Below are 24178 nucleotides of genomic sequence, written 5' to 3' on the forward strand. Positions count from 1 at the left end.
AAGGGAAAATGCCTGATTCATGTGCGTTGTAGGGGTTTCCCCTGCATGCGAAACACCAAACCTGTGGCGAGGGGATTTAGCGAAACGTCGCACCGCCCCGATCGACTGCGCAGCAGTCGCAACCCCAGCAAACGCGGTTGACCTGTGAGAGCCGGTTGCCAGTTTTCAGGGCCGCTGCGCAGCCCATCGGGGCGGTGCGACGTTTCGCTAAATTCCCTCGCCACAAGGTTTACACACCACAGGCAGTCAATCCCGCAATCAGCGTCTTCGGAACAGGGGCCTTGGTTCGATGACTGAGCGGCCGTACAGCACGCTCATCCCCGCCAGGCCCTTCAGTGCATCCTCGGCCGATTTGTCCTCACGCACCGCGAAACTGTCAAAACCGCACTGGCGCATATGGCTGAGTTGATCGCGCAGCACATCGCCAATCGCCCGCAACTCCCCTGCCCAGCCGAAACGACTGCGCAGCAGATACGCCTGACTGTAAGCACGCCCATCACGAAAACTCGGGAAATCCAGTGCGATCAGCGGCAGTGACGCCAGCCACGGGACAAGGCTTTCAACCTCATCGTCGGGTCCCAGCCATACGGCATGGGTCGAAGGTGATTCCAGCCAATGAGCCAACGGAAGGATCAGCAATCCCGAAGGCCTGGTCAAAGCAGGCTCACGCACCAGCGTCCACGGATCGTCCACCTCAATCCGCGCCACACCCTGCTCCAGCCGCAGCAGATTGTTCATGCCGGCACCTCCAGCACCTTCGGGTAGACCCGTTCCTTGAACGGCTCCAGGCCGATCCGCGCCAACGTATCGACAAACAGCTCCTCGCTCTCGCGATAGCGCACAAACGTGCCGATGATCCGTTCGATTACCTGCGGTACTTCGGCAGCGCTGAACGATGGACCGATGACTTTGCCCAGCGCACTGTTTTTGCCCTGCGCGCCGCCGAGGGTGATCTGGTACCACTCGCTGCCGTTCTTATCGACGCCAAGGATGCCGATATTGCCGATGTGGTGATGGCCGCAAGCGTTTATACAGCCCGAGATGTTCAGGCTGATGTCGCCCAGATCGTGCAGGTAATCGAGGTTGTCGAAGCGCGCCTGAATCGCCTGAGCAATCGGGATCGATTTGGCGTTGGCCAATGCGCAGAAGTCACCGCCGGGGCAAGCAATGATGTCGGTCAGCAAGCCGACGTTGGCACTGCCCAGATCGTGTTTGCACGCCAGTTGCCACAGCGCATGGAGGTCTGACTTGGGCACATCCGGCAGGACGATATTTTGCTCATGCGCAATGCGGATTTCGCCAAAACCAAAACGCTGCGACCAGTCCGCCACTGCCAGCATCTGTACGCCCGTGACATCTCCCGGCGGCGAGGCCATACCCGGTTTGGTCGACAGCACCACACTGGTGTAACCCGGTTTTTTATGCGGCTGCACGTTACGCGCGACCCAACGGGCGAACGCCGGGCTCTCGGCCAGACGCGTGCCGAAGTCCAGATCGGTGTCGGGCAAGGTGTGATAGATCGGCGGCACGAAAGCACTGGCGACGCGCTGATATTCAGCCTCGGTCAACTGCGCGGGGCCGTCCTTGAGGTGCTGCCACTCTTCTTCGACTTCCTTGGCGAAGGCCTCTATGCCCAGTGCCTTGACCAGAATTTTGATGCGCGCCTTGTACTTGTTGTCTCGACGACCGTGGCGGTTGTAGACCCGCAAAACGGCTTCGACGTAGGACAGCAAATGCTGCCACGGCAACCCTTCGCGAATCTGCAAACCGAGAATCGGCGTGCGCCCCAACCCGCCGCCGACGATCACCCGCAACAGCATTTGCCCGTCACGACCGGGGTAAAGGTACAGACCGATGTCATGCATCATGATCGCTGCGCGGTCCTGTTTCGCCGAGCAGATGGCGATCTTGAATTTGCGCGGTAAAAAGAGGAATTCCGGGTTGATCGTCGACCACTGCCGCAGGATTTCGGCGAGCGGTCGCGGGTCGATCATTTCGTCCGCCGCAACCCCGGCAAAAGCTTCAGTGGTGATGTTGCGCACGCAGTTGCCGGAGGTCTGGATCGCATGCATGTTGACCTGCGCCAGGCGTTCGAGAATGTCCGGTACTTCAGCCAGTTCGATCCAGTTGAACTGCATGTTCTGCCGCGTGGTGAAGTGACCATAGCCACGGTCGTAATCGCTGGCAATGCTCGCCAACGTGCGCATCTGCTCAGCGCTCAACGTGCCATAGGGGATCGCCACTCGTAGCATGTAAGCGTGCTTTTGCATGTACAGGCCGTTTTGCAGACGCAGCGGCAGAAACTCTTCTTCGCTCAATTCCCCGGCCATGAAGCGCTCGACCTGATCGCGAAACTGCGCAACGCGTTCGAACACCAGCGCCCGGTCGTAATCATCGTACTGATACATGCAACTGCCACCTCATCAGGAATGCGCACAATTCCTGTAGGAGCAGAGCTTGCTCGCGAACGCGGTGTGTCAGACACACCGCGTTCGCGAGCAAGCTCTGCTCCTACAGATTTGCATGCACTATGCCCATGCAGCGCAGTTCATTACAGATTCACCTGAAACGATAAAAACCGTATCAGGGCGCGGCAGAACGCCGCAGGCAGCACTTCAATCTGATCCGCACAAATGAATAATTCCTGAGCCTGTTTTGTTTCTGGCGGTGTTCCTACAGTGCAGTCCATGCCAGACCGGGTGGCCTGGCAAGACTTGCAACCGTGGATGAACTGACCATGAGTACAGCAACAATCGGACAGGCTTATAACTACAAGGTCGTCCGCCAATTCGTCATTGCGACTATTTTCTGGGGCGTCGTGGGTATGGCGATGGGTGTCTTTATCGCCTCGCAACTGGTATGGCCGGAAATGAATCTGGACCTGCCGTGGACCACCTTCGGACGCCTGCGGCCATTGCACACCAGCCTGGTGATTTTCGGTTTCGCCGGCAGCGCACAATTCGCCGCCAGCTACTACGCGGTGCAGCGCACCTGCCAGGTCCGGCTGTATTCGGACAAACTGGCCGCGTTCACGTTTTGGGGCTGGCAATCGGTGATCGTGGTCATGCTGATCACCCTGCCGATGGGCTACACCACCACCAAGGAATACGCCGAGATCGAATTCTCCGGCGCGGTGTGGATGGCGGTGGTCTGGGTGGCGTACGCCGTGGTGTTCTTCACTACCGTGGTGCAGCGCAAGACCAAACACATCTACGTCGGCAACTGGTTTTTCGGCGCGTTCATCCTGGTGATCGCCATGCTCCATGTGGTCAATCACTTGTCGATCCCGGTCGACTGGTTCAAATCGTATCCGGTGTATTCGGGCGCCACCGACGCCATGGTGCAGTGGTGGTACGGGCACAACGCGGTGGGGTTCTTCCTGACCACCGGGTTCCTCGGGATGATGTATTACTTCGTGCCGAAACAGGTCAATCGCCCGGTGTATTCGTACCGGCTTTCGATCGTACACTTTTGGGCGCTGATCACCCTGTACATATGGGCCGGCCCGCACCATTTGCACTACACCGCGCTGCCGGACTGGGCGCAGTCGCTGGGCATGGCGATGTCACTGATTCTGCTGGCACCGAGCTGGGGCGGAATGATCAACGGCATGATGACCTTGTCCGGGGCCTGGCATAAGTTACGCACCGACCCGATCCTGCGTTTCCTCGTGCTGTCGCTGGCGTTCTACGGCATGTCGACCTTTGAAGGCCCGATGATGGCGATCAAGACCGTCAACGCCCTCTCCCACTACACCGACTGGACCATCGGCCACGTTCACGCCGGCGCACTCGGCTGGGTGGCAATGATTACCTTCGGCGCGACCTATCACATGGTGCCGAAAGTCTTCGGACGCGAGCAGATGTTCAGCACGCCGCTGATCAACCTGCACTTTTGGCTGGCGACTATCGGCACCGTGCTTTATATCGCTTCGATGTGGGTCAACGGCATCACGCAGGGCCTGATGTGGCGGGCGATCAATGAGGACGGCACGCTGACCTACTCGTTCGTCGAGGCGCTGCAAGCGAGTCATCCGGGGTTCATCGTGCGCTTTGCCGGCGGGGTGTTCTTCCTCAGCGGGATGTTGTTGATGGCCTACAACGTATGGCGCACCGTGCGCGTTGCGGACGTGGCGCTGGCCAGCCGTGAAGCGCAGATCGCCTGAGGCAGGGAGCCGCAGATGATGGAAGTTTTCTTGAATATATTGGGAGTGGTGTTTCTGTGGCTGGCGGTGGAGTACTGCTTGCGCCATCAGACCGCAGAAAGCCTTGATGACGCCAGCATGGTGCCGTTTGCCGATGATCCGGAGGTGGCGCGGCGGGTTGAACTGGCGACTGGTAAAACCGTAACCGCGGTGGCGCCGGAAGTCGCCAAACCGGGGTGGGGCAATCTGGATATGTGAGGAGAGTCAGTGGGATGCCCCTCACCCTAGCCCTCTCCCGAGGGAGAGGGAACTGACCGCGTTGTACTTTCGAGGTACGCCGACCTGTAACATCGAAGTTGAATGCAATAACAGCAACAACGTCGATCCGCTCCCTTTCCCCATTGCCCCCCAGGGGGAGAGGGAACTGACCGCGTTGTACTTTCGAGGTACACCGACCTGTAACATCGAAGTTGAATGCAATAACAGCAACAACGTCGATCTGCTCCCTTTCCCCATTGCCCCCTGGGGGAGAGGGAACTGACCGCGTTGTACTTTCGAGGTACACCGACCTGTAACATCGAAGTTGAATGCAATAACAGCAACAACATCGATCCGCTCCCTTTCCCCCTCGCCCCCCTGGGTGAGAGGGAACTGACCGCGTTGTACTTTCGAGGTACACCGACCTGTAACATCGAAGTTGAATGCAATAACAGCAACAACGTCGATCTGCGCCCTTTCCCCCTCGCCCCCTGCGGGAGAGGGAACTGACCGCGTTGTACTTTCGAGGTACACCGACCTGTAACATCGAAGTTGAATGCAATAACAGCAACAACGTCGATCTGCTCCCTTTCACCCTTGCCCACCTGGGGGAGAGGGAACTGACCGCGTTGTACTTTCGAGGTACACCGATCTGTAACATCGAAGTTGAATGCAATAACAGCAACAACGTCGATCTGCTCCCTTTCCCCCTCGCCCCCCTGGGTGAGAGGGAACTGACCGCGTTGTACTTTCGAGGTACACCGACCTGTAACATCGAAGTTGAATGCAATAACAGCAACAACGTCGATCTGCTCCCTTTCACCCTTGCCCCCCTGGGGGAGAGGGAACTGACCGCGTTGTACTTTCGAGGTACGCCGACCTGTAACATCGAAGTTGAATGCAATAACAGCAACAACGTCGATCTGCTCCCTTTCCCCCTCGCCCCCCTGGGGGAGAGGGTTGGGGTGAGGGGGTAAGCTTTTGATCTTAACCGCGGTCGCGGGGGATCAGGCTTTGCAGTTGCTGGGCGAGGAAGTTGGCGTCAAAGGCAAACGTGTCGGGGTCTTTCAGGCCATTGGTCTTGCGCCACTGCCACTCGCCGTCCGGCAACCCCACCAGCGAAATACTGCCGTAGCGCGCCGCCGTCAGGCCCATCACCGCCAGTGAAATCTGGCCAGCATTGCCCATCACATCGGGCACGAACTCCACCGGTTTGCCGGCGATCACGATGCTCAGCTTTTCAGTCTTGAAGGTCGAAGTCTCCACCGGGGTACTCGGGCCGAAAGCTACATACGCTTCGCGACTCACTTCCAGCAGATGCGGCGCCTGAACTGGTTCCAGCCATTGCTGGATGTGGCTGAACAGTTCGGTGATGCGTGTTGCCCACGTCTGTGACTGGGTTTCGAACAATTGCTTCTTGTGGGCTTCACTCTCGGCATAGTGACGAAGCATTTCGCCCAGCTGTTGTACGTCTTTCATCGGTACGTTCCTTGGTGAGCCTGCGTTCCCCGATAGTGACAGATCGAAGCGCCGACGTACGTTAAACCTCAGAAACCGACACCGGGACACTTTGCAAAAGGATCAACGGTACAGTTTGCCTGGCACTGGCATGCGCTCGTGAACAAATGGACACTCTGCCGAAGACCAACCTTAATAACCAAGGGAAATCCAATGCGCACCATCGGCCTGATCGGCGGCATGAGCTGGGAGTCCAGCGCCGAATACTATCGCCTCATCAATCAACAGGTTCGTGATCGTCTCGGCCCGTTGCGATCGGCACAACTGCTGATGTACAGCGTCGATTTCGGCCCGGTCGAACAGGCCCAGCACGCCGGACGCTGGGACGACGCAGCAGCGATTCTGGTGGATGCGGCGCGCAGGCTTGAGGCCGGCGGTGCCGAATGCGTGGTGCTGTGTACCAATACCATGCACAAGGTGGCGGAGCAGATTAAGGCGGCAATCACTATTCCATTCCTGCACATTGCCGAGCCGGCGGCGCAGGCAGCGTTGGCGATTGATGCGCGTACGGTCGGGCTGCTCGGTACGGCGTTCACCATGGAGCAGGACTTTCTCAAGGAGCGTCTGATTGCTCAGGGTCTGACGGTTCTGGTGCCAGACGAAGCGGAACGCAAGGATGTCCATCGGATCATCTACGACGAGCTGTGTGTCGGGGTGATCAGCGAGGCATCGCGCAAGATTTACCAACAGATAATCGAGTCGCTGACGGCGCGTGGTGCCCAGGCCATCATTCTCGGCTGCACCGAAATCGGCCTGCTGATCAAACCCGAACACAGTGCCCTGCCCCTGCTCGACACCACCGAACTGCATGCACAGTCGGCAGTGGCGTTCGCGCTGAACGACTGAGTCAGGTGTTTGGGCGGTTGCGCAGACGGGCCATACTCAGGGCGTCGACCCATTGCCCGTCGCGCACGGCGTAATCGCGGAACAGGCCCTCGGTCTCGAAACCGAACTTGCGGTAGAGACCGATGGCCGCCTCGTTATCGGCGTACACCGACAGCTCGACACGGTGCAGATTCATCCAGTTGTCGGCGACGTCCAGCGCCGCTGCCAGCAATGCCGAACCCACACCCTTGCCCTGCCACGCCACCGCAACGGCCATGCCGATGCTGCCGGCGTGGCTGCGGCGAATCCGCGAAAAGTTTTCCAGGCCCAGATTGCCGATCACCCCACCCTGATGCAGCGCCACCAGCTGCAACACGCGCTCGTTGTCTGGCATCAGTCGCTTGCGCCAGATCTCGGTGGATTGAAACGGCATTTGTAGCACTTGCCGGGTTACAGCCGGATCGTTGTAGAGCGCAGTGATGCCCTCGACATGAGATTCGTTGAAACGCTCGATATGAATGGCGGGGTTGTGCTCGGGCATGACGGATCTGTCCGTGATCGATGTGTGGCCGACCACTCTAAACCGCTCTATCAAATACATACAAACTGTAGGAGCTGCCGAAGGCTGCGATCTTTTGATCTTGTATTTTAAAAATCAAAATCCACATCAAAAGATCGCAGCCTTCGGCAGCTCCTACAGGGGAATGGGGCATTGGGGTCAGGTCTGAAACCATTCCTGGCGTTCGTTGAAGGTGTGGTGGATGAGTTCCACCAGCGCCTGCACTTCGGCCAGCGTTTGCGACTCGGCATTCACCGCCAGCCACGCCTGCAACTGCATCGACTCCTCGAACAATCCCGGCAATGCCACCAACCCACGGTCATAGCGGCTCATGTACATGGGCAGCAGGCCGATGCAGGCGCTGCAACGGATCATCTCCAGCATCAGCTCGTAGGACTGCATTTGCACCACCCCGGCCAAGCGTTGTTCGACGAGGTTGTTCCACGGGCGGAAGCTGTCGATCTGACGATCGTGCTGCCATTGCACCAACATGAAATCGGCGAGATCGTCGGGGCTCTCCGGGCGCGCAGTGACGCGCGAATAGCGTTTGGCGATGTGCGGAAGGTAATCCAGTCGCGCAAGACGCTGCGGTTCGCTGGTGGCGAAAGTCGGGCCGGGATGCGCAGAGTCGCCGTGGGCGAGCCAGAGGACAATGTCGGCGCTGACCGCACGCAGGGACAACTCGCTGTCGAGAGCGATGATCTCCAGGCGCACGCTGGCGTTGCGCCGCAGCAACGCGATCAGGTCACGACCGAGAATGTCATGCAGGATCGATTCGGCGACGGCCAGACGGATCAGCGGCTGCTCGACCACCGGCAGTTTGCGCTCGTTGGCCAGGGCGACCAGTTTTGCCTGGAGTTGCTGACCTTCGCGGGTCAGGCTCAGCGCACTGCCCTGAAAGCTGAACAAGGTATGTTTCAGCTCCTGCTCCAGTTGCGCCAATTGTTTGCGCAACAAGGTCGAACGCACATTGAGACTGCGCGCTGCCTGCATGAAACAGCCGCAACGGGCACTGACCAGAAAGTATTGCGCAACATCGCTGTCGATCGTCGCGGCGTGCGCCAGCCACGGTTCGCTGTTGTTATGTGGCCAACGAAAGTCGGCGCTGCCCTGTCGTCCTGCGGGTTCGGTGAATGACATCGATGACTCCCTGTCGATCTTTGTATTTGTCTTAACGCAACTCCCCTGTAGGAGTGAGCCTGCTCGCGATAGCGGTGGGTCAGGTCAGTCATTGTCAACTGATCCACCGCTATCGCGAGCAGGCTCACTCCTACAGGGGCAATGTGTGTCAGTTGCCCAGGACTTTGTTGAGTTCGGCGCCGTCGATGCTCAGCGTTGCGGTGTTGAGCATGCCGTCCAGATACGCTTGAGCGATTTGCTCCTGCCGCTGGCCACGCAAGGCCTGGGTCAATTGATCGCGCAATTCATCCAGCGTCGCCGTGCGCGCTGGTTGCTGCTCGGTGAGTTTGATCACATGGAAACCGGCCGCGCTTTGCACAGGGTCAGACACGGCGCCGACCTTCAGCCGAGCCACCGCACCGCGCACTTCCGGCACCAGTTGCTGCAACGGTTGCAGGCCGCTATCGCCGCCCTTTTCAGCGGTCAGGCGATCCTGCGAATACTGGGTCGCCAATACGGCAAACTCCCCCGGCGCCGCCTGCGCTTTTTTGCTCAGCTCGGTCGCTTGTTTGCGCACAGCTTCCAGACTCTGCGCATCCGGCACCGCCAGGAAAATCTGGCTGACCCGATACAGCGGCGGCGTCATCCAGTTAGCTTTGCCGGCGTCATACGCCTGCTGCAACTCGGCCGCACTCGGATAGTCGGCGGGCACCTGGCTGACCGACTGCAAATAATCGCGAAAGACAATCTGTTCGGTCGCCGCACGGGTCTGACGCAGGACTTCCGGGCGCTGTGCCCAACCTTGCGCGTCGGCCTGCTCCAGCACCGCTTTCTCCGCCAGTCGCGCACGAATCCAGCGCTCCAGTGCGTCACGATTGCCGCGCAGTTGCTCACGGGTCTGCTCCGGCACTGTCGCCAGCAATGTCTGCAACTCCGCAGGCGTTACCTGCTGATTACCCAAACGCGCGACCGCCGGCCCCGTAGCAACCGCCGCCAGCGGCGACGATTGCTGGGCGGCGACCGGGTCATTGCCCGGTCGCACGGCCAACGCCACGGCCACCACCAACAGCGCTACAGCGGCAGCGCTGATCACCATGGCAGGCTTTTTCACAGCGCGACTTCCTCTTGCTCGGTCACGGCGACTTTAGCCGTCTGTGCCGCCGCGCCGTTCTGGGCGAAGTCGCGCAGATAGACGATGAATTCCTGCAACAGGCGATCCCACAATTCGAGGTTGCCGCGCAGGTGATCGTTGCTGACCCCAGCCGCAACCACCACGTCCATTTCCATCACCAGAAACTCGCCCTGCAATGACAGACGCGCGAAACGCCGCGAAGCATTCCATCGCTCGGCGACACCTTCGGGCAACTCGCCCTGCACCCGCAGCGCGCAGCTGAAGGTGAAATCAACGTAGCTGCCCTGCTCCACCGCCGGGTTGCCGAAACGCACGGCATAACCGATGCCCTGGCTGGCACTGAGCAACTGCACGATGCCGTTCTGCTCGGTCTGGTTGACGCGATAACCGGCCGCTTGCAGGACTTCGGTCAGGGATTGCGGGGAAACGTGGCTGATCAATTGAGTCATGACTTCTTCCTTGTTCATCAGTGTGCGAGCGCCGCTTGTGGCGCATCGAATTGGGTCTTGTAGAGGTCGTCGCCAAAACCCTGGGCCAGTTCATCGAACTTGACCCGAGCGCTGCCCGCGAAGGGCTGGCGGATCTTCATCACCTCGGCCACATCGATGTTTTCGTAGGCGGTGAGGATCTGCTTGGCGACGCCGTACATCTGCTGATTCTTGACTGAACATTGCTGCACTTGTGTGTCACGTTCAGTCAATTGCGCTTGAAGCTTAGACCGTTCTGCCTCTTTGGCACGGGCCATGACCAATAGCTCGTCATAGGCCTTTTTGAACTTGCCGGTCTGCTCGGTGCTGGCCGCGACTTGCGCCTGGGCCTGGCTGTGCAGGCTTTGCTGCTGCCCGGCCAGTTGCTCGGCAACGCCCTTGGCTTTGGCCAGTTCGGCGGTCAATTGCTTGATTTGCGCCTGCGCAGCCTTGGCCTCGTTCTGCGCCGCCAACTGCGCTGCGCTGGCCTGCGCCTGCTGACTTTGCAAGGCCTGCAACTGTTGAGTAGTGCTGCGTAACTGGGTGCGCAAGCGCTCTTCCATGCCTTCGGCACTTGCCCCGGTGGCGATCAGCAAGCCAAATCCCAGCCATAACACACGCGTTTTCATAACCCTCTCCCGGCGCTTTAGAAGCGCGTGTTGATCTCAAGCTGCAAGACGTCGATGTCGAACGGCGCGCCGTACACCGCTTCGGTGCTCAACCAGCGACCCGTTGCATAAACGTTCTTTGCCAGACCGTAGTTGCCGCCGATGAAATAGCCTTTTGCGTTGGTGCCGCCGAGGTGGAATGAGGAATCGTTGAAGCCGTCCGGCAAGGCATCCGGCTGGATGTATTTGTAGCCGGCGAACATGTTCCAGTCGCCCTGCTTCTTCAGCTCCAGCGCGCTGCCGAGGGTGAACTGCACCATCCACGCATTGGCGCCGCTTTCGATCTGGCCATTGCTGTCGAGGTTGTTGACGATCTGCCCGGCGGAACGCTTGCGCATGTCGCCTTCGTCGTAGCTGAGGTTGTGGATGTAGTTACCCTGGCTGCGCAGTTTGAAGTCTTGCGGCAGGTCGGCATCCCAGACCACGTTGAGGTCGAGCAAGTTGAACTCGGACGCGAGACCGACAAACTGCGGTTGTGGCGTGGTGCTCGGGTTAAGCGGGTTCGGCGTGATGTCACGCAACAGGAACACGCTGTTGCCCTTCTGCATGAACGCCGCACGCGTGCCATCGCTGTCGCAGCCCGGCGCGCCGGCCCACGGTTCGCAAGGGCTGGAGCGTTCGCCCTGGATGTCGTCGAAACGGTAGTAAGCCAACGCGCCTTTCAAGCGGTTGTTGCTGTTGATCGCCCACTTGGCGCCGACCTGCGCGCCGTACAGCCATTTGTTGTCGCTCTCTTCCTTGTCGAAACCGTTGCTGCTGGTGGTGTCGTTGGTGTAGTCCACCGGGAACGCGCCGACGGTGCCGAACACACCCCAATCGCGGTTGAGTTTGTGGTCGAAAATCGCCGCCACGCCGTCGAAATTCAAGTCGTTGGAATACAGCATGTCGGTGGACATGAACGGGTTGGCGAAACGGCCACCGGTCAGCGTCAGTTCATCCGTCGGCTTCCAGTTCAGGTAACCCTGATCGAGCCAGATGTCCTTCTTGGCGAAACCACCGCCGAGGCTTTGCGTGGTCGACACCGGGTTGTTGTCGGAACCGGTGCCGATGCGGATGCCAGCGGTCCATTCCGGCGAGATCACTGCTTTCATGCCCAGCCGTGCGCGAATGCGGAACTGGTTGGTGCGGTCTTCGCGGGTATTGAGCAGCGGCGGCAGGCTGGTGCTGCTGTTCGGATTGACGTCGTAGGGGCCATTGTTGTTGAGCTTGGCGAAGTCGACGATTTCGTTGCTGTTGTTATCCGAGTAGTAGCGCGATTCGTCACGCAGGCGAATGTCGCCGTCGAAGCTGATGCGCGAGGCCCAGTCCGGGAAAGTGTTCGGCGCTGCCCAGTTTTCCTGTTTGGCAGTGGCCATGACTTCGGCTTTGACCTGATCGCGGATCTGGTCACGCACAGCGGCCGGCACGTATTGCACACGCACATCGCCCGGTGCCGCAACAGGTCCGGCGGCCACTACGGCGCTGGACGCGGCAGCCTGCTTGGCCTGCGCCGCTTCGTTCTGCGCCTGAGCGATCAGGGCGTCGGCCTTGTCCTGTTTCAAAATGCCCTGCTCGACCAGCAAGCGGATCAGATTGATCGTGGCGTTTTCCGAGGGCGCAGGCGCTGCCACGGCCTGACCGACCAGGGTCGCAATGACCATGCCGACCGCCAGGGACAATCGATTCACGTTGGAAATCATCTGCACACAACTCCTTTTCATACAGCTCTATGAATTCGGTTAACCCGGACGTCGCCCTTGCAGGGACAGGCGCACAGGCAAAGTGATGGAGGCCGGAGGCCGTTCGCTCAGGGCCGGCGCACCGCGCAGCGCGGCCAGCACTTGCGTATCAATTTCGGGATTGCCGCTGGACTTGATCAGCTCGACCCGGGTGATCTCGCCGACGCTGCTCAGCCAGACATCGGCCTGCAGCGAAAACGCCAGGTTGCGCAGGTCGGGGTTTTCACGCAGCAGACGCTGAAAAGTGAACGCCAGGAACTGGCTGTAAGTGCCGGTACCCAGTCGCCCGCCCCCGGCGCCGGCCATGCCGCCGCCCTTGCCCGCGCCGATGTTGAAAGCGTCGTTGCCGGATTGCGCATCACCGTCCATTTGCATCGGGTTAGCCAGATCGTCCGCCGGTGATGGCGGCGCTTCTTCCTCGGGCTTGACCTCTTGCGGCTCCGGCGTTGGCTCGGGCTCGACGATTTTTTCTTCCACCGGGGTTTCCGGCTCCGGCGGTTTCTCCGGCGGCGGAGGTGGCGGTGGCGGCAACGGAATGATTGTCGGCACCTTCGGCGCTTCGCGGCGGATGCCACTCACGTCGTTGGCCCACTGCCACAGGAACCACGCGGCGAGCGCGCCGATGATCAGCCCGGCGCCCCACTTCGCGTACCGCAGCACAGGCTTCTGCACGGGCAGCGGCTCAATCGGGAGTTGTGCGGTCATGACTCAGCCCTGCGTCGGTTTGCCGGTCACCAGACCGACCTGAGACAGTTCGAGCCGGCGCAACAGATCCAGCACTTCAATGACTTTCTGGTATTGCACCGTCGCGTCGCCGCGCACGATCACCGGGAAATCCGGGCTCTGCGCCTTCTCGATGCGCAGGCGTTCTTCCAGCTCGGCCAGCGTCACCGGGTAGGCATCGAGGAACACCTGACCGCCGTCGTTGACCGAAATCGCCTTGGTCTTGGCCTCCGACAGCGACACCGAAGCGCTGGCCTTGGGCAAATTGATCTGAATCCCCGAGACCTGCGCGGTGGCAGTGAGGATGAACATCACCAGCACCACCATCAGCACATCGACCAACGGAGTGATGTTGATGCTGTCTACCGCGGCATCTTCGTCATCGTCGTGGGAGGCATTTACGGACGCCATGTCAGTGCTCCTCAGGCCGGTACGGAATGGTTGGCGTGATGGCCGCGCGGGTGCGACGCCTCACTGAATTGGCTCTCGCCGTGCATCTCCGCCAGACGCGTGATGAACTCGTCGACGAACACGCGCATGTCAGCGCTGACTTCCTTGTTGCGGGTGATCAGGCAGTTGTAGCCAAACAGCGCCGGGATCGCGACGAACAGGCCCATGGCGGTGGCGAGCAAGGCGGCGGCCATGCCCGGGGCAATCGCATTGATGTTGACGTCGCCGGCCATCGCCGTGCCGAGGAACACCACCATGATCCCCATCACCGTACCGAGCAGACCGATGTATGGGCCACCGGCGATGGCGTTGGACAGGGTCGAGAGTTTTGAGCTGAGTGCCTGATTTTCGCGAGTGCGCACGCCGTCCATCGAGCAGCGGATCGCTTCGATGGTGGCCGCTGAAACCGACGAGGTATCGGCGCCCTGTTCGCGGCGAGTGCGGATCTCTTTCACCGCTACCAGATAGAGGCGCCACAGCGGCGAATGCTGCAAACGCTGGGCGAGTTGCGCGTCGTCGGCGAACATCTCCAGACGCGTGCCGACCTTGGCGAACTGCACGCGGAAGTCTTCGTTGGCCTTACTGACGCGGCCTAGGGTGCGGTTCTTGCGCAGCATGATGATCCACGACTGGAACATCATCAGCACCAGCACGGCAATGATCACCCAAGCGTCGATGGGCACGGCGTTGAGCAGGAAGCCGAGGCTGCCGAAACCGAAACCGGATTGTTCTTCATCGACGCCGTAAGCAACCAGTTTCGACTCGGCGCCTTGCGAAGTGGCATCGGCCAGCAACAGCGGCGCCGGACGGGCGACTTTCGACAGGCGCAGTTCGTCGATGGCACCTACGAACGGTTGATAAGGGCTTTCGTGCAGGTCAGCACCGATGGCCATGACCGAATTGAACGCCGGCATGGCTTGCGCCAGTGTCGCGCCTTCGCGACCGTTGATGTACAGGGTGACTTTGGAGCCTTCGGCGGTCAGCGCGACGTGCTGCCATTGGCCGGGATTCAGCAGTTGCGTGGCGATGGCGCGCTGGCCGTCGATTTCCACGAATGGCACGCCCTGATTGACACCGATCAGCAAGCTGTTGGCACCTTCACGACGCGCCAGAATCAGTTGCTCGCCATTGGCCTGATCCAGGCGCAGCCAGGCACTGAAGGTGAACGCACTGCCAGCGTTGTGCTGGAGCGATGGACTGGCCGGCAGCAGCAACGGCTGGTTGCTGAACTGCAAGGCTCGCCCGACAACGCCGTCAATCGCCGCACCGGTCGCACTTTGCGCGGTGTTGCCGTAGGCAGTGGTGTCTTTGGCGGGAGTGCCGGTGGCGCCGTCGAAGTGATAGAGCGCGGTGTAATTCGGGTCGAAGGTCAACTGACCGTTGCCGGTCGCCGGGGCCTTTTGGTTGCCGTAGTACATCCAGATGTCCTGGCGCTGACCGCCCTCGACATTCGGCACATCGACCCAGATCAGCGCCATGCCCATCAGCGCGTCGAAGCTTTCGATCTGGTGGTTGAGCACGGTCTTGTCATCGGCGGCGACGAAGCGCAGATCCGAGCCATCGTCCTTGACGCCATCGAAGGTGAAATTGCCGGTGTGCAGGCGCACCAACAGCGCGGTGCGGCCCAATGGCTGATTGATCGCCGCGCCCTGCGGCGTGGTGTCGACGGCGATCTGTTTGCGGTAATGCCAGTCGTCCTGCCACCAGGCCTGAGCCGTGGCCGGGAGCACGAAGCCCAGGCAGATCAACAACGAAAGGAAGAGGCGCTGCATGAACGTGCTCCTTGTCAGAAAGTGGCTTGAAGGTTGAAGTGCAGGCGCGATTCCTGTTTCGAGGTGTTCGGCCCTTCGAGTAGCGGGTAGCCCCAGTCGAGGCTGCCGGACAGCCATTTGCTCAGGCTGGCGCGGGTGCCTAGGCCGACACTGGCCAAGGCGTAATCGGCGTCCTGATCCGGCAGTTCATCGCGCAGATAAAGCTGTGCGCCTTCGGCAAAGGCATAGAACCGCCAGTCCTGCATCCAGGTGCCGGCGTACTTGGCCAGCGATGGCGTGCGAATTTCCTGACTGAGCAGCACACCGTCGTCAGCGGTGCGCTCGGCAGCCAGATAACCGCGCACCGAAGTGGCGCCGCCGGCAGAGAACTGTTCGTTGGAAACCAGTGGCCCGGACGCTAACTGGAACGCGGCTTTGCTCGCGCTCTGCCAGTCGCTGTCGAAGGTCCAGGTGTAATTGCCGTCGCCCTTGAGCACGGCGAAGCTCGGTTTGGCGCGGTAGCGTTTGTAGTCGAAGTCTTCGTCGGAACTGCCGTAACCAAAGAGGCTGCGGGTAGCCGCGACCAGGCTCAGGCCGAGGCCGAGCTGGCTCTTTTCGGTATAGCGATAGCCGTTGTAGGCGAAGGTGAAGGGCGCGTACTTGAGCGGCACCTGGTCGCTTTCGCCGGACAGGGTCAGGCGTTCGTCGAAGTCTTTGAAGTCGACGCCGGCCGACAGCGAGTTCGACCAGTTGCCGCTGGAGGGCAACGTGTAGATCGCCGATACGCCGTAAGAATGACCTTTGCCGAGCACGTTGCTGCCGCCGATGGTGGCGACGTTGCTGTCGGACTGGTAACCGGAGAACTGCACGCTCCAGCGCTCGCTCAGCGGCGCGGTGTAGGAACCCGACCAGACCTTGGCGTTGTCGGTGTCCTGCGGCGCGGTGAAGAACGTCAGGTTGACGCTGTGGCCGAGTTGCCAGAGGTTGTTGTAACCGAGGCTGGTGACTGCGCGCAGCTTTTCGGTGTCGGCGCTGTAGTCGTTGTTGAGGCCGACGCTGGCCGTCCATGGGTTCTGATCTTCAACCTGCAAATCAACGTCCATGGTGCCTGGGCGCTGACCTTCGCGCACCAGCGGCATGACCTGGCGGCCCGGGGTTTTGTTGAGCTGCGCCAGTTCGCCCTGAACCTTGGCGAAGTCTGGTACCTCGCCTTCCTTCAGCGCCGGGACGTTGTCGCGGATGTCCAGCGGTGAGTAATGCTTGGCGCCGACCACACGCACCCGGCCAACCTTGGTTTCGCTGACTTGCAGGTAGACGATGCCGTCGGCCACCGCTTGCTCCGGCAGCTCGACAAACACCGACTGATAGCCGCGTTCCTGATAGGCCTTCTGCAACGCATCACGTGCGCCCTCGATGTCGTTCATGCCTTTTTGCGGGCCGAGAAACGGGTACACCGCTTCTTCAATCGCCCGTGCATCAAGCACGGTATTGCCGCGCACGAAGTATTCGTTGACGTCGACCAAACGTTGCGACGCCGCTGTTTGCGCAGCCTCTTCGGCCAATGCCGGCTGCGCGCCTGCCGTCACCAGCAGCCAGCCGCACAGCGCCAGCCGTGACTTGAAAATCGGTTCCACACTACCCCCTGAATTCGCGATGACCTGTTGGCGTTTCAACGCCCGGCGTGTTGCCGCTGTTAATTGCTGACGTGCGGGGCGCAGGCGTGCTTGCCCAGCCAGGTGTGCAACAGCGCGAAGTTCAAGGAGAACTCGGGCATTTGCAGCAAGGCACCGCAGAACACTTCGCCGATGATTTTCTGGATGAGCAGCACCGCACGCGGGTTATTGAGCAGCGTGGCGATGTCGCGACTGAGGATGTTGAAGCTCCAGACTTTCTGATTCAGACCGAGGCCGACGAACCAGCGGAACAGCAGGTTGTAATTGAGCTGTTCATAAAGCTGCTGTTCGCTGGGCACCGAATAGAGCAGTTGCAGGAGCAGGATGTGCATGACCGTTTGCGCGGGGATGAGCATGCCGGGCTCGGCATTGAGGTCGTGCAACAGGTCGCGATGGGCGTCGAGCAAATCGTCGATCTGCGGACGCAGCAGCACCAGCGAATGACCGGGCGGAATGTAGCTGGAGACCTCTTTCAAGGCGCCCTGCCAGTCATCCTGCGAGACAATCCAGACCCACGGCGCGCCGTAGCGATACACCGAAACCGGCTTCTTGCGCGCGGCTTCGACGATCTTCGACAAGCGTTGATCGAGTTCCTGCATGCCCACTTTCGAGTAGCGTTCCATAGTCCCCATTGCCTCACTCCCGGCGTCCCGCCTCGGCTTGTGAAAAGCGCCCCGTTGGGCCCCTCAAGCGCGTTACATAGGCATGACCGGACTGGCGATGTGCTACCGAACTTTTGTCATAAAAGCTTCATTACAGAATTGATCGGGATTTAACAGACAACACAAAACCCTGTGGGCGAGCCTGCTCGTGAATGCGGTGTGTCAGTCAGGTAGAAGGTAACTGACAGGACGCTTTCGCGAGCAGGCTCGCTCCCACAGGGGGACGTGGTGTTTGGACTAATGGGTTTTCAGGTGTAGACGGGCCAGGTGTCGACGATCTTGCCGTTGCGCACGGCCAGCAGATCGCCGAATTGCAGGAGCACCGCTTCGGTCTGGGTCGGGCGCAGGAAGACCTGGTCTTCTATGGTCAGGCCGACGGTGCTGGAACCGTTGACCATTTCCTGATTCGAACTGCGGCCGTAGACACTGTTGCTTTGTAATCCGGACGGCGATTCGAACTCGGCCATCCAGTTGCCGCCATAGATGAAAAAGGTCTGGCGCTGATTTTGATCCCACCACGAAAAAAGCTTCGACTTGTCATCCAGTGCCGGGATGTTCACCGCCCCCGTGCTTTTCAATACCGGCGTGGCGATATAGGCCGCCGGCACATGGTCGACCAGCGACGTCAAATCATAGTGGGTCGGCTTGAGCATCGCCGTGCCCACCGACACTTCCGTGCTCAGCTTTTCGTTTTCATGCATGCGATAACTCGGGCTGCCGGCGGTGTTCAGGCACAAGCCGTCGTGCCACAACTGCGGAAACTGCTGGCGTGTGAAATCGACGCAGCGCTGATAGATCGCCATGACCTTGGCAAACAGCTCTTCCGGCGATCCGAGAATCCCCGGCACGCCCATGCCCACGAACGGGTCATAACCCATGAACCCGGCGAACTCCAGGTGCTGCGGGTTGGCGTTGATCAGCGTGAGCATCTGCCCCAACACATTCACATCACTGACACCGCCGCGATGCAGGCCAACGTCCAGTTCGATGTTGATGCGCAGCCGCGTGCCCAAACCCTGCGCCAGCGCGAGGTATTGCTGCAAACGTTCGGGGCCGTCGAGCAACCATTGCAGTTGCTTTGCCGGATCAAACGAGCCTTTGTGGGTTTGATAGAACAGCTCTGCCGAACGCACCGGCAGTGGCTTGCCAAGCAAGATGTCGGACTGTGGAAACGTCACGGCATCGTGATTGAGAAACGGCTGATGGAACGACATCAGTTTTTGCGTCCCTGCGCGTTGAGCGATGTAGCTCAACAACCCCGGCGACGGCAGCGACTTTTCTACCAATCGCAGTTGCTTGCCTGCGCGTCTTACCGATTGCATCACCACATCGATGTTGTGATCGAGGCGATCCAGATCGATCAGCAGCACCGGGCGCATCGGGCCTTTGTCCTTGAGTTCACGGTTCAGCGCGCGGAAATAGTCACTGTACGGCGCGCCACGATCCCCCGGCCGCAGCCACGCGCCAACGCCCACCAGTAACGCGCCGACCCCCAGTGTGCCGAGGAGGAAGTTACGTCGATTGACAGCCATCAGCTCACCCCCAGAATTGACGACAGATGCGCATTGAGAAACTTGCCGCTGGGATCGAGCGCCTGGCGCACCTCAACAAATTCGCGCCAGCGCGGATACAGCGGTTGCAGGTTCTTCGCGTTGAGCGTGTGCAACTTGCCCCAATGCGGCCGCCCGTTGTACTTCCAGAAAATCGGCTCCACAGCCGCGAAGAAGTTGTGATGGTCCATCTGGTAATGCTGGTGCACCGAGATCGAACAGCTGTCGCGGCCCTCGAACATGCTCAGCGGGATGTCATCGGCCTTGACGTAGCGGTACTCGATGGGAAACCAGGTTCGTAGATCCTTGTCCTGAATCAGCTTGAGAATTTCACGCAGACACGCCGGGCCGTATTCGGCGGGCACCGAGTATTCCATCTCGTTGAAACGCACCGTGCGCACGTTGGCGTAGATGTCGAACGAGTCGCCCACACGGTCATCGAAACTCGCCAGATGGCGCAGGCTGTTGAGCATCGTCCGGCGCAGGTCGGGGAAGTCGCTGGCGTACTTGTCGATCTTTTCGATCAGGGTGACGAACTCGTTGCCGCCCTCCTCTTCAGGCGGAATCGGCGGCGTGGCCGGATCGTCGGTTTCGTTGAGCGCAATGGACAACGCATAGTCGGAATGGGTGACGACGAGCATTTCCCAGTGCTGATTCTCGCGTGTGTTCTTGTCGAGGTCTTCCAGCAGCTCTTCGGTTTTGGCAATCCATTGGCGTTCGCGCAAGCGGTAGGCCGGGCGGTTTTGCAGGCGGATTTTTGTCGCTACACCGAGGGCGCCAAGGGACACGCGGGCAGCGTTGAACACCTCGGGATGGCGCTGGCTGTCGCAGTCGAGCACCTCGCCGCTGGCGGTCACCAATTGCAGGCCGCAGACGTGCGCCGAATAGGACTGAAAGTTTTTTCCGGTGCCGTGAGTCGAGGTCGAGATCGCCCCGGCGAGGGTCTGGTAATCGATGTCGGCCATGTTCTGCAGGGCCTGGCCGATGTCTTTCAGTGGAGCACCCATGCGCGACATTGGCGTGCCGGCGGCGAATTCGGCTTGCAGGGTTTTCGCATCGTGATCGAGCAGACCGTTGAAGTAACTCAGCGAGAGCAACGTGCCGTCGGTGGGCACCAACGCGCTGAAGGAATGCGCCGAGCCGACCGGACGGATCTTGCCTTGCGCCTGCCTGATGACGGTCGTCAGCTCATCGAGATTCTTCGGCGCCAGTCGCGCCGCCGGCAGGCAACTTTGCCCGCCCGACCAGTTGCGCCACGGAATCAAGCGTGGCGCGCGCAGTAATTGGCTCAACGCCGGGTTGCTCGTCAAGGCACTGAACGCGCCGACGATGCTTGCCCGCTGCAACAACTGACGCCGTGTCAGATCCATGGTCATGCCGGGCACCTTATTGTGGGAGGGGCTGGTCGGCCATGAAGCCGATCAGTTGCAGGAATTGCTCTTCGCTGCATTCAACGCACTGGCCCATCGGCGGCATGCCGTTGTAGCCGTTGATGGCGTGATCGAGCAGCGTGTCAGTGCCCTGCTGGATGCGCGGTGCCCAGGCTTTGCGGTCGCCAGTGAGCGGCGCGTTGGCGGCGGGATTGGCGTGGCAAAGCTGACAGCTGTTGGCGTAGATCTGCGCCAGGGCCGGGTCTTTGGGCACGGCGTTGTTGGCGATGCTGGAAGTGGTCGCCGGTTTGGCGTCATCGCCACAGCCGGCCAGTGCGATGGCCAGAGTCAGCAATGCGATGAATCGAATTGAACGCATGACGTTCCTCGTGTGGGGGTGCCGCTTATTGTTGTGATCACACCTTAAGACAGCGACAGACAACGGTTGAGGGCATTGCGGGACAACGAGGGGGGCAAACGGGGCCAGCCATTGTTTCGGGCGAGCCCCCCTGTAGGAGCTGCCGAAGGCTGCGATCTTTTGACTTTGATTTTAAAAACAAGATCAAAGGATCGCAGCCTTCGGCAGCTCCTACAGGGATTTCGGTTCGGCCAGCCGCCCTCTGCTCTGCGCCTTTGCGTGACATTCGAGTGACATTTGCGGGTTTAAATTTCGGCGCATTCAGGCGTATAACCTGTACAGACTTTTCAATTGCACGCCGACTTCAAATACGGGGTAGCGACATGACCACAGCAAACATCCTTGGCAACCTCTTCCCTTCTGTCAGCGACATCCCGGAAAAATACCGCCTCGACGGTCAGGTCGAGCAACGCGAATACCTCGTCGATGGCGAGTTACGCCGCTGGGACGGCCCGCTCGCCACGGTGCGCAGCCCGGTTTATCTGAAGGGTGACCATGGCGACGAACAAGTGATCCTCGGCAGCACGCCGCTGCTCGATGCCGACACCGCCCTCACCGCTCTCGACGCCGCCGTGCGTGCCTACGATCGCGGCCAGGGCCTGTGGCCGACCATGCGCGTAGCCGAGCGCATCCAGCACGTCGAAGCCTTCCTCGGCCGCATGCGCCAGCAACGCGACGCCGTAGTCAAACTGCTGATGTGGGAAATCGGCAAGAATCTGAAGGACTCGGAAAAAGAGTTCGATCGCACCTGCGACTACATCGTCGACACCATCAATGCCCTGAAAGAACTCGACCGTCGCTCCAGCCGTTTCGAGCTGGAACAGGACACCCTTGGCCAAATCCGCCGTGTTCCGCTCGGCGTCGCCCTGTGCATGGGCCCTTACAACTACCCGTTGAACGAGACTTTCACCACGCTGATCCCCGCGCTGATCATGGGCAACACCGTGGTGTTCAAACCGGCCAAGCTCGGCGTTCTGCTGATCCGTCCGTTGCTCGAAGCGTTCCGCGACAGTTTCCCGACCGGTGTGATCAACGTGATCTACGGCAGCGGCCGCGAAACCGTCAGTGCCTTGATGGCCAGCGGCAAGATCGACATCTTCGCCTTCATCGGCACCAACAAAGCCGCCAGTGACCTGAAGAAGCTGCACCCGAAACCGCACCGTTTGCGCGCCGCACTGGGCCTGGATGCGAAAAACCCCGGCATCGTTTTGCCGGAGGTCGATCTCGACAACGCCGTCAGCGAAGCGGTCACCGGCTCGCTGTCATTCAACGGTCAGCGCTGCACGGCGCTGAAAATCCTCTTTGTGCATGAAGACGTCGTCGACAGCTTCATCGAGAAATTCAACGCCAAACTGGCCACACTCAAACCGGGTATGCCGTGGGACAGCGGTGTGTCACTGACGCCATTGCCCGAGTCGGGCAAGGTCGATTACCTGCATGGCCTGGTCGCGGACGCGCGCAGCAAGGGCGCCGAAGTGGTCAACCCGAATGGCGGCGAATCCCGCGAATCGTTCTTCTACCCTGCCGTGCTCTACCCGGTGAACCCGCAGATGCGCGTTTATCAGGAAGAACAGTTCGGCCCGGTGGTGCCGATCGTGCCGTACCGCCATCTCGACACGGTGATCGATTACGTTCTGGAATCGGATTTCGGCCAGCAGTTGAGCATCTTCGGCACTAACCCGGTAGCGGTCGGGCGTTTGGTCGATACGTTCGCCAACCAGGTTGGCCGGATCAATCTGAACGCCCAGTGTCAGCGCGGGCCGGATACTTATCCGTTCAATGGCCGCAAGAATTCCGCCGAGGGCACGTTGTCGGTACACGATGCGTTGCGGGTGTTTTCGATCCGCACGCTGGTGGCGACCAAGTTCCAGGACAGCAATAAGGATTTGATCAGCGAGATCATTCGCGGCCGCGATTCGAGCTTCCTGACCACTGATTACATCTTCTGATCGGTAGACGGTGGGACAGGGATCTCCTGTTTAAAACAGCCAAACCCCGGTAAATCAGTGGCTACACTGGTTTCAGCATCCATTGGCCCGGGACAGATGAAGCGAGGTTCGCACTGAGTACTTACAGCTCCCACCGACTGCCACCGCTATTGCGCCGTGTTCTACGTCCATTGCTGGACCCGTATCGGCGCTACCGACACGCACGGCTGATTCACGCCGTGCGCGTGGCATTGGGTTTGCTGGCGACAATCCTGCTGACCACCGGCATCAACCTGCCCCACGGCGAGTGGGCTTCGGTGACCATGCTGGTGGTAATCGGCGGCTTGCAGCACCACGGCAACATCGGCAAGAAAGCCGCTGAGCGCGCCACCGGTACGTTGATTGGCGCAGGCGTCGGCTTGTTGTTGGTAGCACAGCAGGCGTGGCTCGGCATGCCGTGGCTGACCTACTTTGCGATGGCGGTGGTCTGCGGATTTTTCTCCTATCACGCCATTGGCAAGGGGGGTTACACCGCCCTGCTCTCGGCGATCACCGTATTCATTGTCGCCGGGCATGGCGACAACCCGATCACCGACGGCTTGTGGCGCGGCGTCGACATCCTCATCGGCATCGCCCTGGCCCTGGCGTTCTCTTTCGCTTTGCCGCTGTACGCGGTGTACTCGTGGCGCTACAACCTCGCCGATGCCTTGCGCGATTGCGCCACGGTGTACGGGCGAATCATCAGCGGCCAGCCGGTCAGCGCCGATGAGCATCTGAAACTGATGAGCCGTTTGGGCGCAGTCATGGTGCAACTGCGCTCACTGATGCCGTCGGTGTCCAAGGAAGTGAAGATTTCCATGACCGAACTCGATGCGATCCAGCGCAACCTGCGCATGTGCATCAGCACGCTGGAGATCCTCGGCAACACCCGCCCGGACGCCAATGACCCGCACGCCATGGCTCATCTGCAATCGGCGTTGAAGGCCGAACATCGGCAGATCCGTGTGCAGTTGATCGGCATGGCGCGGGCGTTGAAGACCGGTGCCGCCCAACGCCTCGACCGGCCACTGGAACTGCCCGACGCCAGCCTTGACGAGCCGGTCTACAGCCCGCTTGATGGCTACCGATTGCTGACCCGGCAACTGGCAGCCAACGTTGGCGAAATGCGCCAGCGCCTGGCGAAAACGGCACCACGCTGGAACATCTGAACAGCGCTGCATAATTCTCATGTAACAAAGCCGACAT

Annotated in this window: 22 protein-coding genes; 5 read left to right on the forward strand and 17 right to left on the reverse strand. The window is 60.2% G+C overall.

The annotated features are described in order from the left end of the window. Positions 1 to 258: 258 nt before the first annotated feature. Together JFT81_RS03225 and JFT81_RS03230 are read right to left on the reverse strand one after the other, a co-directional pair. Positions 259 to 738 carry a DUF934 domain-containing protein gene (locus tag JFT81_RS03225; protein ID WP_201226094.1) on the reverse strand — a complete coding sequence of 160 codons (480 nt, stop codon included), beginning with the start codon at positions 736 to 738 and terminating at the stop codon, positions 259 to 261. Next, positions 735 to 2408, reverse strand: a complete 1674-nt coding sequence (locus JFT81_RS03230; RefSeq protein ID WP_201226095.1) for a nitrite/sulfite reductase — start codon at positions 2406 to 2408, stop codon at positions 735 to 737. The genes JFT81_RS03225 and JFT81_RS03230 overlap by 4 nt, the downstream gene beginning before the upstream one ends. Positions 2409 to 2737: 329 nt before the next feature. Between JFT81_RS03230 and ccoN the strand changes: the two genes are divergently transcribed. Beyond that, positions 2738 to 4165 carry a cytochrome-c oxidase, cbb3-type subunit I gene (gene ccoN, locus JFT81_RS03235; RefSeq protein WP_201226096.1) on the forward strand — a complete coding sequence of 476 codons (1428 nt, stop codon included), beginning with the start codon at positions 2738 to 2740 and terminating at the stop codon, positions 4163 to 4165. A 15-nt stretch (positions 4166 to 4180) separates the two neighbouring features. Continuing rightward, positions 4181 to 4402 carry a cbb3-type cytochrome c oxidase subunit 3 gene (locus JFT81_RS03240; protein ID WP_201226097.1) on the forward strand — a complete coding sequence of 74 codons (222 nt, stop codon included), beginning with the start codon at positions 4181 to 4183 and terminating at the stop codon, positions 4400 to 4402. Between the two features lie 987 nt (positions 4403 to 5389). Here the strand turns inward: JFT81_RS03240 and JFT81_RS03245 are convergent. Further along, positions 5390 to 5881: a hypothetical protein gene (locus JFT81_RS03245; protein WP_201226098.1), complete on the reverse strand. Its 492-nt coding sequence runs from the start codon at positions 5879 to 5881 to the stop codon at positions 5390 to 5392. Positions 5882 to 6073: 192 nt separating this feature from the next. Between JFT81_RS03245 and JFT81_RS03250 the strand changes: the two genes are divergently transcribed. After that, entirely contained in the window at positions 6074 to 6766 is a 693-nt protein-coding gene (locus JFT81_RS03250) for an aspartate/glutamate racemase family protein (RefSeq protein WP_201226099.1), read from the forward strand. A 1-nt stretch (position 6767) separates the two neighbouring features. Here JFT81_RS03250 and JFT81_RS03255 read toward each other — a convergent pair whose 3' ends face one another. From JFT81_RS03255 to JFT81_RS03320, 14 genes are all read right to left on the reverse strand, one after another. Next, a complete protein-coding gene (locus tag JFT81_RS03255; RefSeq protein ID WP_201204132.1) occupies positions 6768 to 7286 on the reverse strand; it encodes a GNAT family N-acetyltransferase in 519 nt (172 codons plus the stop codon). 177 nt (positions 7287 to 7463) lie between these two features. After that, on the reverse strand, positions 7464 to 8444 hold the full coding sequence (locus JFT81_RS03260; protein ID WP_201226100.1) for a LysR family transcriptional regulator: 981 nt from the start codon (positions 8442 to 8444) through the stop codon (positions 7464 to 7466). A gap of 148 nt (positions 8445 to 8592) precedes the next feature. Beyond that, positions 8593 to 9534: a peptidylprolyl isomerase gene (locus tag JFT81_RS03265; RefSeq protein ID WP_201226101.1), complete on the reverse strand. Its 942-nt coding sequence runs from the start codon at positions 9532 to 9534 to the stop codon at positions 8593 to 8595. Beyond that, positions 9531 to 10004, reverse strand: a complete 474-nt coding sequence (locus JFT81_RS03270; RefSeq protein ID WP_201226102.1) for a YbjN domain-containing protein — start codon at positions 10002 to 10004, stop codon at positions 9531 to 9533. The genes JFT81_RS03265 and JFT81_RS03270 overlap by 4 nt, the downstream gene beginning before the upstream one ends. 17 nt (positions 10005 to 10021) lie before the next feature. Then, on the reverse strand, positions 10022 to 10651 hold the full coding sequence (locus tag JFT81_RS03275; protein WP_201226103.1) for a DNA repair protein: 630 nt from the start codon (positions 10649 to 10651) through the stop codon (positions 10022 to 10024). 17 nt (positions 10652 to 10668) lie between these two features. Continuing rightward, positions 10669 to 12369 (reverse strand): putative porin, encoded by a 1701-nt coding sequence (locus JFT81_RS03280; protein WP_201204139.1) that lies wholly within the window; start codon positions 12367 to 12369, stop codon positions 10669 to 10671. 39 nt (positions 12370 to 12408) lie between these two features. Continuing rightward, a complete protein-coding gene (locus JFT81_RS03285) occupies positions 12409 to 13113 on the reverse strand; it encodes an energy transducer TonB (RefSeq protein ID WP_201226104.1) in 705 nt (234 codons plus the stop codon). 3 nt (positions 13114 to 13116) lie between these two features. After that, positions 13117 to 13542 carry a biopolymer transporter ExbD gene (locus tag JFT81_RS03290; RefSeq protein ID WP_003224462.1) on the reverse strand — a complete coding sequence of 142 codons (426 nt, stop codon included), beginning with the start codon at positions 13540 to 13542 and terminating at the stop codon, positions 13117 to 13119. An 11-nt stretch (positions 13543 to 13553) separates the two neighbouring features. Then, positions 13554 to 15353: a MotA/TolQ/ExbB proton channel family protein gene (locus JFT81_RS03295; RefSeq protein WP_201226105.1), complete on the reverse strand. Its 1800-nt coding sequence runs from the start codon at positions 15351 to 15353 to the stop codon at positions 13554 to 13556. 14 nt (positions 15354 to 15367) lie between these two features. Then, a complete protein-coding gene (locus tag JFT81_RS03300) occupies positions 15368 to 16966 on the reverse strand; it encodes a ShlB/FhaC/HecB family hemolysin secretion/activation protein (protein ID WP_201226106.1) in 1599 nt (532 codons plus the stop codon). Between the two features lie 59 nt (positions 16967 to 17025). Beyond that, positions 17026 to 17637: a transposase gene (locus tag JFT81_RS03305; protein ID WP_201204143.1), complete on the reverse strand. Its 612-nt coding sequence runs from the start codon at positions 17635 to 17637 to the stop codon at positions 17026 to 17028. Between the two features lie 278 nt (positions 17638 to 17915). After that, complete coding sequence (locus tag JFT81_RS03310) at positions 17916 to 19124, reverse strand: DSD1 family PLP-dependent enzyme (RefSeq protein WP_201226663.1); 1209 nt, start codon at positions 19122 to 19124, stop codon at positions 17916 to 17918. 74 nt (positions 19125 to 19198) lie between these two features. Next, entirely contained in the window at positions 19199 to 20527 is a 1329-nt protein-coding gene (locus JFT81_RS03315) for a D-arabinono-1,4-lactone oxidase (protein WP_201226664.1), read from the reverse strand. A gap of 76 nt (positions 20528 to 20603) precedes the next feature. Beyond that, on the reverse strand, positions 20604 to 20966 hold the full coding sequence (locus JFT81_RS03320) for a c-type cytochrome (RefSeq protein ID WP_201226107.1): 363 nt from the start codon (positions 20964 to 20966) through the stop codon (positions 20604 to 20606). Between the two features lie 362 nt (positions 20967 to 21328). On the opposite strand from JFT81_RS03320, the gene JFT81_RS03325 reads away from it, so the two are divergent. After that, positions 21329 to 22954 carry an NADP-dependent glyceraldehyde-3-phosphate dehydrogenase gene (locus JFT81_RS03325; protein ID WP_201226108.1) on the forward strand — a complete coding sequence of 542 codons (1626 nt, stop codon included), beginning with the start codon at positions 21329 to 21331 and terminating at the stop codon, positions 22952 to 22954. Between the two features lie 149 nt (positions 22955 to 23103). Next, positions 23104 to 24141 (forward strand): FUSC family protein, encoded by a 1038-nt coding sequence (locus JFT81_RS03330; RefSeq protein WP_201226109.1) that lies wholly within the window; start codon positions 23104 to 23106, stop codon positions 24139 to 24141. Positions 24142 to 24178 lie beyond the last annotated feature (37 nt).

Origin of the sequence: Pseudomonas sp. TH43 (genome assembly GCF_016650635.1) — a bacterium.
Lineage (GTDB): Bacteria > Pseudomonadota > Gammaproteobacteria > Pseudomonadales > Pseudomonadaceae > Aquipseudomonas.

Bases quoted from the DNA above. Each gene is read 5' to 3' on its own strand.
- JFT81_RS03225 (WP_201226094.1), bottom strand. From the start codon at position 738: ATGAACAATCTGCTGCGGCTGGAGCAGGGTGTGGCGCGGATTGAGGTG.
- JFT81_RS03230 (WP_201226095.1), bottom strand. From the start codon at position 2,408: ATGTATCAGTACGATGATTACGACCGGGCGCTGGTGTTCGAACGCGTT.
- ccoN (WP_201226096.1), top strand. From the start codon at position 2,738: ATGAGTACAGCAACAATCGGACAGGCTTATAACTACAAGGTCGTCCGC.
- JFT81_RS03240 (WP_201226097.1), top strand. From the start codon at position 4,181: ATGATGGAAGTTTTCTTGAATATATTGGGAGTGGTGTTTCTGTGGCTG.
- JFT81_RS03245 (WP_201226098.1), bottom strand. From the start codon at position 5,881: ATGAAAGACGTACAACAGCTGGGCGAAATGCTTCGTCACTATGCCGAG.
- JFT81_RS03250 (WP_201226099.1), top strand. From the start codon at position 6,074: ATGCGCACCATCGGCCTGATCGGCGGCATGAGCTGGGAGTCCAGCGCC.
- JFT81_RS03255 (WP_201204132.1), bottom strand. From the start codon at position 7,286: ATGCCCGAGCACAACCCCGCCATTCATATCGAGCGTTTCAACGAATCT.
- JFT81_RS03260 (WP_201226100.1), bottom strand. From the start codon at position 8,444: ATGTCATTCACCGAACCCGCAGGACGACAGGGCAGCGCCGACTTTCGT.
- JFT81_RS03270 (WP_201226102.1), bottom strand. From the start codon at position 10,004: ATGACTCAATTGATCAGCCACGTTTCCCCGCAATCCCTGACCGAAGTC.
- JFT81_RS03275 (WP_201226103.1), bottom strand. From the start codon at position 10,651: ATGAAAACGCGTGTGTTATGGCTGGGATTTGGCTTGCTGATCGCCACC.
- JFT81_RS03280 (WP_201204139.1), bottom strand. From the start codon at position 12,369: ATGATTTCCAACGTGAATCGATTGTCCCTGGCGGTCGGCATGGTCATT.
- JFT81_RS03285 (WP_201226104.1), bottom strand. From the start codon at position 13,113: ATGACCGCACAACTCCCGATTGAGCCGCTGCCCGTGCAGAAGCCTGTG.
- JFT81_RS03290 (WP_003224462.1), bottom strand. From the start codon at position 13,542: ATGGCGTCCGTAAATGCCTCCCACGACGATGACGAAGATGCCGCGGTA.
- JFT81_RS03295 (WP_201226105.1), bottom strand. From the start codon at position 15,353: ATGCAGCGCCTCTTCCTTTCGTTGTTGATCTGCCTGGGCTTCGTGCTC.
- JFT81_RS03305 (WP_201204143.1), bottom strand. From the start codon at position 17,637: ATGGGGACTATGGAACGCTACTCGAAAGTGGGCATGCAGGAACTCGAT.
- JFT81_RS03320 (WP_201226107.1), bottom strand. From the start codon at position 20,966: ATGCGTTCAATTCGATTCATCGCATTGCTGACTCTGGCCATCGCACTG.
- JFT81_RS03325 (WP_201226108.1), top strand. From the start codon at position 21,329: ATGACCACAGCAAACATCCTTGGCAACCTCTTCCCTTCTGTCAGCGAC.